Raw genomic sequence first — 12,280 nt, 5'->3', positions numbered from 1 at the left:
GAGGGTGGAGACTCAACTCTCGTCGAGGTCTTCGATCTCCTCGATCTCGAAATTTTCATCGAAGTAGTACATCGCTTCACTGATGGTCATCCCACCTGCCAGGGCACGGGCGCGATAGCGAACGTATTGGCGGTAGCCGGGTATGCCCTTCTCGGGAGGCACCCATTCATCGAGCCGCAGAGACTCGGGATCGTAGAGCCGATACTCCAGGTCTGCCAGAATCGCCTCTCGAGTCTGTTCCGCCGCCGAGGGGTGAGGCTCCCAAGACCGGGCGATCTCCCTTTGCCGCTCGCGCTCTGCCTCTCGCTTGGCGCGTCGCTCCATCGCCTTGGTGGTAAAGGTCGACTGCTCTCCAGCATCGCACGGGCTGTCCTGAAAGGCTGTGCGCCCATCCACCTCGCATTTGTAAACCTGAGCCTGCGCCGGCAGCACCACCGCCACCAGGGCCAGGCCGATCCATCGCATCATGACGCTCCTCCCTCGGTTCCCTCGAGGCAGGTTACAACCCGTTACCCGGCCCCGCCACCTGCGGGGCCGGGCTCTCGCCATCAGATCTTTTTGTGCTTCTTCAGGCGCTCGACCTGATCGGGGCGGACCTTGAGCTTGGCGCCCTTCTCGTGGCGCTCGCCGTTATGGGTGTGCGGCTCGTGCAGGGTGACCTGCACGAGCTCTTCGGGCTGGGCCTTGGTGTCGCTCATCGCGTTGTCTCCGTGGGTTGATGTCTTACAGGCTGCTGGTGGATCACTTACGCCCAGGGTCGCCCCGGGCGTACGTCACGCGGGGTGTCAGTCGTACATGTCCATGGTGTACGGCGACTGCTTGCCTTCCAGGGTGACCAGCGAGCCGGTGAGCTGGCCGTTGATGAACTCACGGCCCATCAGCTCGGTGGCCTGGTCGGAGCTCAGCACCACGCGGTCGATTTCGACCCGCACCCGCTTGTTGGTGGCGAGGTTGACGCCCTCTACCAGGATGTAGCGCGGCTTGGAGATCTCACTCGCGCCGAGCACCCGGGTGCCGGTGGTGGCGTTGGTGTCGTAGTCGATGGTGACATCGGTGGCCGCGGCGGTGGTGGTGGCCTTGACCAGGCCGGCGGCATGGTCGATCTCGCAGCTGGCGGTGATGTCGGTGCTGCCGGTGGTCTCGGTGACGGTCACCGAGCCCTCGGCCAGGTTCGACTTGGCCAGCTTGATCCAGAGCCCCTCCTCCAGGGTGTGGGCCTCGCCGGTGATGGTGTCGACGGCGTCGTCGATGGCCGCGGTCTTGCCGGCCAGGGCCTCGGCCAGCTGGATCGCGGGCAGCGAGTCGAACTGGATGGTGAGGTTGGCGGCCTCGTTGGGCAGGTTCACGGCGTCGAGGGTCTGCCCGTAGGTGCCCTTCTTGTAGCTCTGCCGCTCGATGGTCTCGACGGTGTTGGGCGTGATGGCGAGCGACGGCACGTTGAGGGGGCCGCGCAGGGCGCCGACGTTGCCGCTCGAATCGACCTCGCCCATGAAGACGTCGCCGGCGACGATCAGGCCGGTATCTTGATAGCCAGACATGGTGCTTACCTCTCGCTGGTGTAGGTGATGGTGACGGGCAGGTAGATGGGCACGATGCGACTGCCCAGGTCGGCATCGTCGAGGGCGGCGTTGCCCGTGGTGATCTCCACCGCGAGGCGGTCGAGCTTGATCTTCTCGCCGGTGTAGAGCGCCCGGTAGAGGTCATCGAGCAGGGCGTCCTGCCGCTCGCGAGCGCCCTCGCCTCCTTTCAGGTAGGCGTCGAGCTGCAGGGTGCGCTGCTCGCTACGGGCCCCATTGGCTACCACGCGGGTGATGGCATTCTCGACGTTGCGCAGGTGCAGCACCGGCAGGGGGATGTCGTGCTGGATGTCGACCTGGGGCCTGTCGCTCTCGATGTGGGCGATGTCGGTGTGGTAACCGTTGGCCACGCTGATCGCCTCGAGGCGCTCGAGCAGCTTGGCGACCACCCGGGTGCTCTTGGGCTGGCTCATGCTCACTTCCCTTTCCGGGCCCACTCCCTGTTGAAGCGGGTCATGAACTTGCCATCGACACCGCTGGCGATCTCGCTACGCAGGCGGTCGTCGACCTGGTGGTTCCAGTGGTTCTTGAGGCCCCAGCCGGCGGCGCGACGGATGCGGTCCTGGCTGCCCTTGCGGTACCGGGTGAGCGGGACGCCGCGGCCCTTGGGGTTCACGAAGCCCCACACGCGCATGCGCTGCCCGCCCTTGCGGACCCAGATGCTGGCCCGGGTACCGGTGCCGTCGGTCTGTCGGGTCTCGTACTGCCAGTGGCGGAAGCGCACCGGCGCACGGTTGAGCTTGAGCTCGGCGAAGGGGCGCTCCTCCTTGAGGCTGGCCTTGCGCACGCTGATGCGCTTGGCCACCTCGCGTTTCTTGATACCGCCGTCCTGGCTGATGCGACCGACCAGGGCCTGCCGGGTCTCGGCGGCCTGCTCGTTCACGGCGCCGGCAATGGCCCGGCGGGTGGCGGCGGGCAGCGCCTGGAAGGCCTTCTTGCTCTCGCTGAGCCCGCCGACCACCACGCCCTTGGGCAGCTTGCTGTTCTTGCCTCTTGCTCTTGCCATGTCGTCAGCCCGGGATGGTGAACAGCTGGACGGTGATGCCGTCGTCGGTGCCCTCGACCTGGCCGACGATCTCAAGCGACAGGCCGGCGATCTGAATCAGGTCGCCGGCCTCGGCCCAAGGCCAGGTCAGCTGCGGCTGGATCACCTCCACCAGGTGGCGGGGCTCGTTGGCCTGGCCGACGAAGACGTTCTCGCGCAGCAGGAAGGCCTCGATGCTATAGCCGATGCCGGTGGCGAACGGCACATAGCTGGCCGGCATGCCCTGCAGGCGCCGCGCGGCGATCTCCACCACCGTGCGGGCCGGGTCGATGGCCTCGACGATGAACAGCCCGCCGTCGCGGCGCTCGATCAGCTGGCCGACCTGCAGGCCTGGCCGCGGGCGCATGCGCACGAGCGTGGCGCCCGGGGCGCGGATGCCCTGCTGCTCGGTGCGCCCGGCGCTCTTGGGCTCGACGAACTCGGCCCAGGCGTTGCCGGCCGCGGGCCAGCTGGGCGGGTGGCCGTGGCGGGCGCCGCGCAGGGTGACGCGGTGGCGGAGTCGTCCGGCTCTCATGTCGGGGTCACCACGTAGTGATCGAGCAGCCCGTCGATGAAGCGATGCTCGGAGGTGATGGTGCCGGTGACGGCCTTCTCGCGGTGCTCATAGAGCGAGGCCACGGTGACCAGGATCCACTGGCGGATCGCAGACGGCACGTCAGCAGCCGCTTCGCCGTAGCCGGCGGTGAAGGCTACGGTCACGGTGCCCGTCAGCGAGCGGTTGGCGATCACCGCCGGGAAGTCGCCAATCTCGACCCGGTAGTCGGTCGGGTCGAGCGTGCCCTGGTCGTCGCTGACGCTGGTCACCGCCAGCAGCGGCCAGCGGCGCAGGCAGACGGTATTGCCGTCCGCCGGCTGCCGCTGCTGCCACGCCTGGGTGATCAGCGCCCGCCCGGTGCGCTGCTCGGCTTCCTGGCGGGCGGCGGCGATCAGGCGCTCGAACATGCCGTCGTGCTCGGCGTGCTCGACCAGGGACTGCTCCTTGGCCTCGGCGACGCTGACCGGCTCGACGCTCGGCGCGGTGACCAGACGAGTGCGCACGACCATGGGTTAGCCCTGCGCCGCTTGCTTGCGCTGAGCCTGGGCGGCACGGATGGCGCCGCTGTCGCCGTCGGCACCGCCGCCCTTGATCAGTCGCTGCGCCTCGGCATAGCTGAGCTTGGGGGTATCCCCCGGCTTGAAGTCTTTCTTGCCCACCCGCTCGTCGCGCAGGATCAGCACGGTCAGGTGCGACGGTGTCTTGCCGCCGGCCTTGGGCTCGGTGGTCTTGGGTTCGGCCATGATGATGTCCTCGATGGATGGCACTGACGCGGGGCCGGGAGGCCCCGCGACGCGTCTACCGATCAGCGATCAGGATCAGCTGGCGGCGTTCTGGAAGTGCTTCACGGCACCGCCGACGTCCATCAGGCGGCCACCTGAGCGCATGAAGGCGAGGAAGCCGACCTGCCCCTTCTCGGTGTACTTGGAGTCGGTCATGCGGAAGAACTGGAGCTGCATGACGTCGCGGATGATGTACTTGGCGTAGTCGCCGAAGAGCATCGGCTTGTTGCCGGCACCCAGCTGATCCATGTGCTGGTTGATGGTGTAGCGGTAGCCGTTGAGGGTATCCGGCTCGCTGGTGGCGACGCCCGGCACCCACAGCGGGCGGCCGTCGGCATCCTTGAGCTTCTTGAGCGAGCGCAGGGTCATGTCGTGGAACATGTACCCGACGTTGCCGCTGCGCCGGTAGGCCGGGTCGACGCTGTGCTCGAGGTCCACCAGGTCGTCATAGAGGATTTCGTCGACCTGCCCGGTGGGGGCGATCTTCCCGGAGGCCGAGCTGGTGACGATGCCGTGGGGCTGGCCGGTGCCGGTGCCCACGGTGAACAGCCGGTTGGTGATGCGACCCAGGCGCTCCTGGAGCAGCTCGCGCACGTAGGCCTCGAGATCGATCTCGCTGTCCTGCAGCAGCTCGAAGGGCAGTGCGATGGACTTGGACGAGAACTTGTAGGTGGCGTGCGGCAGGGTGCCGAAGCTGGTCTCGCCGGTGGTGACCGAGACGTTCTCGCCGACGATCTCGCCTTCCTCGCTGGTGGCGTCGGTGGTCGGCCAGTTGATCGCCACACCGCTCGAGGTCTGGATGACCCGGGAGGCCTCGCGCATGCCACCGAACGCCTTCAGTGCCTTGAGCAGCTCGGCGCTGAACTGGTCCGGGGCCAGGTAGCCACCCTCGCTGCCGGTGCCGGTGCTCATGGCGTTCTGCAGCATCTTCTGTCGCTGGGCCTGGACGTGCTCGCGCTGCTCGGCGTTGAGGCCGTCGACACCCTCGCGCATCCAGGCGCGGAAGATGGCGCTCTCCTTCTGCTTGAGCGCGGTGGCCTCGTCAGTGCTGATGCCGTCGCGGCCGGCGCGATCCTCGACCCGATGCTTCTCCTCGGCCTCGCGGTCGAGCAGCTTCTGCTGGCGATCGATGCTGGCATCGATGCGGTCGATCTCGCCGATCAGGTTGTTGTACTGATCGTCCTGCTCCTTGCCCCACTTGTCGCCGGGGTGCTGGTCGAGCAGCTCGCGGGCGCCCTTGGCGGCCTTGGTGCGCTGCTCCCGCAGTTCTTGGATGCTCTGAGGCATGATGCTGTCTCCTTCGCTTACGAAAACGCCGCCCGGTGGGCGGCGTAGGGATATGGCACGCGGGAGCCCGCTAGTGCCGTTCGATCAGCGCGAGCCGTCGCTCGGCTTGCGCTCGGTCGTAGAGGTGCTCCGGGGGCGGCCCTTCAGTGAGGGCGCTGGGCGTGTTGTGGTAGGCAGCCAGGTTCCACTGGGCAGCGGCCTGGCGGCGGTCGGTTTCGAGGATGCTGGTGATGAAGCCATGCTCCTTTGCCTCCGCGGCGGTGAACCAGGTTTCGGCCTCCATCCAGGCGGTGAGGTCATCACGCTTGGCGCCGGTGCGCTTGGCGTAGGCGTCGAGGATGGAGTCGTCGACCTTGCCCAGCAGGTCGGCCTGCTGGCGGTGGTCGCGCTTGTTGCCCATGGTCAGCGTCCAGGCCTCATGGATCATGAAGAAGCCGCCCTCGGTCATCTCGACCTCGTCGGTGACCATGGGCAGGAAGGTCGCCGCGCTGGCGGCCAGGCCTTCGATGTGGGCCACCGTCTTCACCTTGAGCTGCGACAGGGCGGTGGCCATGGCGCGGGCCTCGAAGACGTCGCCGCCGGGGGAGTTGATGTAGAGGTGGAGCTCGTCGATCTCCCCCTCCATGGCGCGGACCTCGCGGTTGAAGGCCTCGGCGCTGATGCCGAACCAGTCGCCGATGGCGTCGTAGAGATAGATCTCGCCGCGACCTTCGTTGCGCAGGGCGCGGAAGTCCTTGGGCTTGGCCTGGTTGTCCAGGAACAGCTGGAGCAGCTTAGGCATCGGCATCGGGGGTCACCTCGGGTGCATAGAGTTGGTCGCCGCCGTTGATCGGGGGCAGGTTCTCGCGGGCGCGGACCTCGTTGGGGGTCATGTAGCCGGGCGCCTGAGTACCGCCGAGCGCGGCCTTGTAATACTCCGAGCGGGCCTTGGCATCGCCGCGCAGCAGGGCGGTGACGTTGAACTCGGCGAAGAGGTTGCGATCGCGCAGCAGCTTGCGATTGATCTCCTGGGCCCAGCGCGTCAAGTGGGGCTGCAGGGTGTAGATGATGAAGCCGAGGCCCATCTGCTCGAGGCCGCTGCCCCAGCTGGTGGACTTCTCGTTGGCGTTGATCATCCAGCTGGGCAGGCCGAAGGCGCGGGCGATGTCGGTGACCTGGAACTGACGGGCCTCCATCAGCTGGGCGTCTTCCGAGGTCATGGTGATCTGGTGCACCTTGGCGCCCCCGACCAGCATGCCCGGCAGGTGCGCGTTGGCGGTGCCCTGGTGCTTCTTCAGCCAGTTGTTGCGGATCAGGTCGATCTGCTCCTGGCTCGGCGTGCCGTCCGTGGTGATGACGTGGTCCGGCCGGGCGCCGTTGCTGAAGAAGCGGGCGCTGTACTCCTCGGCGGCCATGGCCAGGCCGATGCCCTGCTTGGCGGCCAGGCCGATCACCGAGGGGCTGCAGACGCCATCGAAGCCGACGTTGGGCAGGTGCAGGACGTCGTCCTGGTCGAGGCCGACATAGCCCTCCTCGTCCAGGTTGGCGTAGTAGCGCAGGCGCCCGCCGGCCTTCTCGATGATGGTGTTCTGGCGCGGCAGAGGCTCGAGCCGCTCGGGCACACCCCGACGGTTGCGGCGGATGCGCGCCAAGCCGTCGCCGCGCAGCAGCATCGAGGCGATCTGGGCCTCGCGCATGGCGCTGGACGTGAACAGCGGACTGGCTTCCTGGTTGAGCAGCCACCACAGGGGATGGTCGATGCGTTCCTTGCCACCATCCGCCGTGCGGCGATAGATGTGCAGCGGCATGGTGGAGACGGCACCGCAGAGCATGCGCACGCAGGCGTAGACCGCGGTGACGCGCATCGCGGTCTCGGCGGTGACCGCCGGGCCGGCATAGCTGGGCGCGACCTGGAAGAGCTCCATCATGCTCTCCACGTCGCCGCTGCTGACGGTCTGGTCCTTGATGCCAGGGTCAGGCGTGACCGTGGGCTCGTGGCGCGCCTCCGGGGCGTCGTCGCGGCCGGTCAGGCGGTTGAGTAGATTGCGCATGGCGCTCCCGTCACAGGATGATGAAACCGGGTTCCGGCTCGGGCTCGGCCAGCTCGCCCAGCGTCAGGGCGGTGGCCATCACCGCTGCGACGACACCGTCGACGCGGCCGGTGCTCTTGGCCTTGTTGATCTTGCGGTTGCCGGCCGGATCCTCGGCGTAGACCGCATTGGCGGCGCACCAGGTCAGCACCGGGTGCCCCTGGTGGCGAAGCTCAGCGTTGACCAGGCGACGCTCGAACTCGTCCACCGCCGGCGACATGTCCTTGAAGCCCTGGCCGACCGGGGTCAGCGGCGGCAGGCTCAGGCCCTCGTCGTCGATCAGCGAAGTGAGATCCTCGATCCGCCAGCGGTCGTAGCCGATGCCCTGCAGGTCGTAGCGCTCGGTGATCTCCACCAGCTTGTGCAGCACGTGGCGCTTGTTGATGGCCCGCCCGGGGGTGGTATCGAGGTGACCAGCCTTCTGCCAGGCCAGGTAGGGCACCCGATCCTGCTCGCCCTTCTTGGCGAGGCCGTCCGCCGGCAACCAGAACCACGGCACCATGCGCCACACCGGGTCGCTCTCGATCGGCTCGAACATCAGCACCAGGGAGGTCAGGTCCTGGGTGCTGGAGAGATCGAGGCCGGCGACGCAGCGGCGGCCGATCAGCAGGTCGTGGTCGAAGTCCTCGTCCTGGGTGGCGAGCCAGGCGTCGCGGCTGATCGCCGGGTTGTCGGCCTGCACCCACTGGCAGAAGTTGAGACGCCGGACGGTGGCCTCCTTCGAGGGCATGCCGCGCGCCTGGGTGACCTGCTCGCGCAGGTACTTGAGCCCGGGGATGCCGTAGGCCAGCGAGGGGTTGGCCTTGTACCAGCACTGCTCGTCCTCGAAGGGGTTGTCGGTCTCGTCCAGGCTGCAGACGAAGCCGAAGAAGCTGTCGTCCTCGAGCGCGCCGCTGGCGATCTTGTCGGCGTAGTCGTGATAGTCCCAGCACACGGTCAAGCGATCCGTGCCGCTGTTGGTGATCATGAAGATCAGCGCCTGCTCGCGGCTCTTGGTGCCGGCGCGCATCATCTCCACGACCATGGCGGTCTTGTGCTCGTGGATCTCGTCGAGCAGGGCGATGTGAGGCCGCGGGCCTGACTGGCCATCGTCGGCACTCACCGTGCGGAAGAAGCTGGCCGTCTTGTGGAAGGCGAGGTTGTACTCCTTCCCCGGGGCCCCGCTCTTGGCGATGCTATGGGCCAGCAGCGGCGACTGGTCGACCATGGCCACGGCGTCGCGGAACAGGATCTGCGCCTGGTCCTTCTTGGTGGCCGCGGCGTAGACCTCGGCGCGGTGCTCGCCGTCGGCGACCAGCCCATAGAGCCCGACGCCGCCGGCCAACGGCGACTTGCCAGAGCCTTTGGCGGTCTCGACGTAGGCGACGCGGAAGCGGCGGAAGCCGTCCTCGCCCTTCCAGCCGAACAGGCTGCCGACGATGAAGGCCTGCCAGGGCAGCACCTCGAACGGCTGCCCCTCGAAGCGCCCGCCGTTGAGGCGCAGCACGTCCTCGAAGAAGCCGATGGCATGGGCCGCCGCCTCGACATCCCAATAGAGCCCGCGGGCCGGTCCCTCTTCCAGGTCGCGCAGGTGACGCGCACAGGCGTGGCGCACCTGGGGCCCGGCGATCAGCTCGCCGGCAACGACCGCCTGAGCGTAGGCTGTGGCGCGATCGTCACAGGCCGTACTTTCGGGCGGTCTCGGCTTGCTCATTGGGGAACAGCTCTCCTTGTTGCACCGTGCCGGCCCCGAGGCTGGCCCGGGCCGACGGGTTCAGGCCGAACGAGCTGCCGGCCTTGCGCATGCGTTCCTCCGCGCGGTTGGCCAGCTGCATCCAGGCGCTCATCTGCTTGTAGCCGCTCGGGGTCGTCTCGACGAAGCCGGCCGACTCCATCGCGCTGATCTTCTCCCGGGCGACCTTCCAGTCGGCCCAGGCCTGGCAGTAGACGGCCAGTTCGCCGCGATCCAGCTTGCTGATCAGGCCGAGGGTCTGGAGATCCTTGGCGATGCGCTTCCACTCGGCCTTGGCATCCTTGGTCAGGAACGCCGGGCACGGCGGGATCTCGGCCGGCAGCTGCTGCTGGCCGGTATGCTCCAGCTCGTGCGAGGGCTTCTTGCTCGGGTTGCCGCGCAGCGCGTGGACGTTCGCCGGCAACGGCTTACGCCCGGAATTCCGGTTGCCCGCCATGGCGAACCTCCTATGGTTGATGGCCAGAGCCCCCGGCAGGCTCGAGGTACCCCCCTCCCTTTTTTCCCGCTTCGATACGCGAAGGGAAGGCTACCGGTCGAGGGTCCGAGGGCCGTGGACTTTCGATACCCCCCCTCCCCTTCAGCTCCAATGGTGGCCAGGCGAGGTGGGGATGCCGGACTCGTCACACGCGGCGAGACCGCCGCGCTCCATGCGTTGCTTCACGCTGTCGTGATGCCACTTGCACAGCGATTGCCAGTTGTTCCGGTCCCAGAACAGGACCATGTCACCCCGATGGGGCTTGATGTGATCGACGATCACCGCCGGCACCAAGCGGCCAGTGGCTTGGCACATAATGCAAAGCGGATGCTTGCGCAGGTAGCCGGCGCGGGCCTTCTTCCAGCGATTGTCGTAACCTCGCTGGGCACTACTGCCGCGGCGGTCATCGTAAGCGCTGGGTATCTCGCTCACTTCTCACCTGCCGAGCCGGGCTGGTCCAGCAGGTCTGCCACGGCCGCGCGGTCGGCGTTAGCCCGGCGCCTCAGTGATTCGTAGTCGGCCAGCAGCTGCAGCAGATCACGGTTGCGCGTCACCTGCCGCGTCGGGGCCGGCAGCGGGCGAACCAGGAAGCTCGGCACCTCCGGCACCATCGCCACCGGCACCGTGACCGGCTCCCGTGCGGAGGTCGCGCAGCCACTGGCGAACAGCAGCAGGGCTAGGCTGCCCGGCCCAATCAGCAGTCTTGGCATCGTCTCGCTCCAGGTTGCGGGCGGCCTGGCGCACCAGGTCGAGTAGCTCGCCATCACGCAGCAAGCGCTCGTCGCGCTCGCCCAGCGCCTCGGTCATCGTCGCTATCTGCCGGTTCTGCCAGCGCTGATGTTCGAGCAGAATGGCCGCCCGATCCTCGACGCGAGCCACGCGGGCCTGGCTGGCCCCCAACGCCTCGGCATAATGGCGCGCCTGCATCCCGGCATACACGGTGATGCCCAGGAGCACGGCCAGCAGCCAGACCGGCCCGGCACTCAAGATGCGGCGGATCATTTCAGCCACCTGCCGATGATCTTGTCGTAGGCCTGGTCGATACGCTCACGGATCCAGACAGCACCCATGAAGGAAATGACGGCGCCGATGCTGGCCGCGAGGGCACCAGGGAGACCGAAGTAACTCAGCAGCGGGAACAGCGCGAGCACCAGGCAGCCGCACATCACTGCCTCGAGCCAACTCTTGCGCTTCGCGTTGCCAGCGTGGAGACCCCGCACCAGGGCGACCACGAAGGCCAGGCCCGCCGCATATAGCTGCGGCCACGCACTGGCCACATAGGCCAGCGCCGCCTGCAAGAACTGAGGGTCCTTATCAGGGCCTGACATGGCATCTCTCATACGGTTCATGGAACACCTCGTTGGCGTCCCTGCGTGTTGGTTATGGGTCTTATTCGGCACGGGCGGCAGCGGCGATCACGCCCGCCACCGCGCTGGCCAGCCCTCGCTTGCCGGCGATGTACGCCGCGAGGTCCTGTTTGTGGGTCAGGAAGAACAGCTCGTGGACGATGCCGCCGCCGTCGCTGACAAACGCCAGGCGATGGTGCTGGCCGGCATCCTCGGGATGGGCGCCGCGGTTGCGGATGCCCAGGGCGTCCGCCGTGGCGTGGCACAGCTTGACGGCCAGCGGCAGCTGGTCATCCCGGGAGAGCGTCCAGGTGCCGGAGGCCGAGGGGCTCGCCGCATCGCAGTGGAACTCCACCGCGATCGAGGCGCCGCCGGCCAGCGCCGCCGCCTTGTTCAACGGCCAGTTGTCCGTGCCATCTCCGTCGGTGAGGTGGCGGATGCCCTGCCGGGCCAGCGCCTGGCTCACCAGGTTGCGAAACTCGGTGACGATCTCCGCCTCTCGGTAGCCATGGGCCACCGCGCCCGGGTCGCGGTTGCTGTGCCCGGCGCTGATCACCACGGTGTGGCGCTGGGGCCCCGCCTGGGGAATCGCGTCCACCTCGGTCACCCAGCCCATGGCACCCTCCAGAACGAAAAGTGCCGCCCGAAGGCGGCGCCGCCCACCACGGCGGGAGTAACTCGGTGCGTCAGCTGCGCCTGAACGAAAGCGCCCCGGCACAAGGGCCGGGGCGAACGAGGCGACTACAAGAGAGAACCCGATCAGGCGCAGCTATCTGACGGTATCGGAATGATGGCCCCCGAGTGCGGTGGCATCAACCGACCGGTAATGCCAACGCCGTAATACGCTGGCCGGTCGACCGTAGGTCGCCGCAATACACAGGGTATCGGCACCCTCACCCACGGCGGCGGCGCCCCATGTGATGACGCATCGCCGTCAGCAGCGCGTGGTGCAGGGCGTCCAGCTGGTCGTAGTAGGTCCGGCGAGGCAGGCCCAGGCGCCGCGCCTTCTCGTCGGAGTAGCCGTTCCAGCGGTAGTGCTCGTGGGCAATCACCTGGTGCTTGTCTTCCAGGGTCTGAAGGGCCTGCTCCACCTGCCAGGCGGCGTCGTCCATGTCGCCCAGGTTGAGCGGATCGCGACTGCCCTTGGGGCCACCGGAGCGCGGCGGGACGCCGCGGAACTCCACCAGGCGCCCCAGGGGGGAGCACTGGCGCATACCCTGGCCGCGGTGCTGGTCGGCCCAATGCTGCAGAAGTTCGTCCATTTCCTTGATCATATCGCCTCCGTCGGATCGTCTGACCCTCTGTCGGAATATCTGTCTGAACGATTTCCCCAATAACGACAGACAGTTACTTCATTCTTCAGACAGTCAGACAGAAATAATAAGGGGTTAGTCATGCGCATACGCGCGCACGGGCTACTCGGGAAATCGGC

At 67.5% G+C, this 12,280-nt stretch carries 18 protein-coding genes; all 18 read right to left on the bottom strand.

Annotated features, from left to right (window positions below):
• Positions 1 to 12 precede the first annotated feature (12 nt).
• Complete coding sequence (locus FIU83_RS06435; RefSeq protein WP_172976039.1) at positions 13 to 468, bottom strand: DUF4124 domain-containing protein; 456 nt, start codon at positions 466 to 468, stop codon at positions 13 to 15.
• 80 nt (positions 469 to 548) lie between these two features.
• Positions 549 to 698, bottom strand: a complete 150-nt coding sequence (locus FIU83_RS17430) for a hypothetical protein (protein WP_172976038.1) — start codon at positions 696 to 698, stop codon at positions 549 to 551.
• Between the two features lie 87 nt (positions 699 to 785).
• A complete protein-coding gene (locus FIU83_RS06430) occupies positions 786 to 1,538 on the bottom strand; it encodes a hypothetical protein (protein WP_152483284.1) in 753 nt (250 codons plus the stop codon).
• Positions 1,539 to 1,543: 5 nt separating this feature from the next.
• On the bottom strand, positions 1,544 to 1,990 hold the full coding sequence (locus tag FIU83_RS06425; protein ID WP_152483283.1) for a hypothetical protein: 447 nt from the start codon (positions 1,988 to 1,990) through the stop codon (positions 1,544 to 1,546).
• Positions 1,991 to 1,992: 2 nt separating this feature from the next.
• Complete coding sequence (locus tag FIU83_RS06420; protein WP_152483282.1) at positions 1,993 to 2,583, bottom strand: hypothetical protein; 591 nt, start codon at positions 2,581 to 2,583, stop codon at positions 1,993 to 1,995.
• A gap of 4 nt (positions 2,584 to 2,587) precedes the next feature.
• Positions 2,588 to 3,136: a hypothetical protein gene (locus FIU83_RS06415; RefSeq protein ID WP_152483281.1), complete on the bottom strand. Its 549-nt coding sequence runs from the start codon at positions 3,134 to 3,136 to the stop codon at positions 2,588 to 2,590.
• Positions 3,133 to 3,666, bottom strand: coding sequence for a hypothetical protein (locus FIU83_RS06410; protein WP_152483280.1), 534 nt, complete (start codon positions 3,664 to 3,666; stop codon positions 3,133 to 3,135). The genes FIU83_RS06415 and FIU83_RS06410 overlap by 4 nt, the downstream gene beginning before the upstream one ends.
• Before the next feature lie 3 nt (positions 3,667 to 3,669).
• Positions 3,670 to 3,900, bottom strand: coding sequence for a hypothetical protein (locus FIU83_RS06405; protein WP_152483279.1), 231 nt, complete (start codon positions 3,898 to 3,900; stop codon positions 3,670 to 3,672).
• Positions 3,901 to 3,975: 75 nt separating this feature from the next.
• Positions 3,976 to 5,226, bottom strand: coding sequence for a phage major capsid protein (locus FIU83_RS06400; protein WP_152483278.1), 1,251 nt, complete (start codon positions 5,224 to 5,226; stop codon positions 3,976 to 3,978).
• A 70-nt stretch (positions 5,227 to 5,296) separates the two neighbouring features.
• Positions 5,297 to 6,013, bottom strand: a complete 717-nt coding sequence (locus tag FIU83_RS06395; protein ID WP_216645073.1) for a head maturation protease, ClpP-related — start codon at positions 6,011 to 6,013, stop codon at positions 5,297 to 5,299.
• On the bottom strand, positions 6,000 to 7,256 hold the full coding sequence (locus FIU83_RS06390) for a phage portal protein (RefSeq protein ID WP_152483277.1): 1,257 nt from the start codon (positions 7,254 to 7,256) through the stop codon (positions 6,000 to 6,002). Before FIU83_RS06390 ends, FIU83_RS06395 begins: the two co-directional genes overlap by 14 nt.
• Before the next feature lie 10 nt (positions 7,257 to 7,266).
• Positions 7,267 to 8,988, bottom strand: a complete 1,722-nt coding sequence (locus FIU83_RS06385) for a terminase large subunit (protein ID WP_152483276.1) — start codon at positions 8,986 to 8,988, stop codon at positions 7,267 to 7,269.
• Positions 8,951 to 9,463: a phage terminase small subunit P27 family gene (locus tag FIU83_RS06380; protein ID WP_152483275.1), complete on the bottom strand. Its 513-nt coding sequence runs from the start codon at positions 9,461 to 9,463 to the stop codon at positions 8,951 to 8,953. The genes FIU83_RS06385 and FIU83_RS06380 overlap by 38 nt, the downstream gene beginning before the upstream one ends.
• A gap of 141 nt (positions 9,464 to 9,604) precedes the next feature.
• Entirely contained in the window at positions 9,605 to 9,934 is a 330-nt protein-coding gene (locus tag FIU83_RS17625; RefSeq protein ID WP_253939554.1) for an HNH endonuclease, read from the bottom strand.
• A 105-nt stretch (positions 9,935 to 10,039) separates the two neighbouring features.
• Positions 10,040 to 10,504, bottom strand: coding sequence for a hypothetical protein (locus FIU83_RS06370; RefSeq protein ID WP_152483274.1), 465 nt, complete (start codon positions 10,502 to 10,504; stop codon positions 10,040 to 10,042).
• The gene (locus FIU83_RS06365; RefSeq protein WP_152483273.1) at positions 10,501 to 10,851 is read right to left on the bottom strand and encodes a phage holin, lambda family; all 351 of its coding nucleotides are present in this window, start codon (positions 10,849 to 10,851) and stop codon (positions 10,501 to 10,503) included. Before FIU83_RS06365 ends, FIU83_RS06370 begins: the two co-directional genes overlap by 4 nt.
• Positions 10,852 to 10,891: 40 nt before the next feature.
• The gene (locus FIU83_RS06360; protein ID WP_152483272.1) at positions 10,892 to 11,464 is read right to left on the bottom strand and encodes an N-acetylmuramoyl-L-alanine amidase; all 573 of its coding nucleotides are present in this window, start codon (positions 11,462 to 11,464) and stop codon (positions 10,892 to 10,894) included.
• 277 nt (positions 11,465 to 11,741) lie between these two features.
• Complete coding sequence (locus FIU83_RS06355; protein ID WP_152483271.1) at positions 11,742 to 12,122, bottom strand: hypothetical protein; 381 nt, start codon at positions 12,120 to 12,122, stop codon at positions 11,742 to 11,744.
• Positions 12,123 to 12,280 lie beyond the last annotated feature (158 nt).

Origin of the sequence: Halomonas sp. THAF5a (genome assembly GCF_009363755.1) — a bacterium.
Lineage (GTDB): Bacteria > Pseudomonadota > Gammaproteobacteria > Pseudomonadales > Halomonadaceae > Halomonas.
This window is presented reverse-complemented; position numbering and strand designations above follow the sequence as displayed.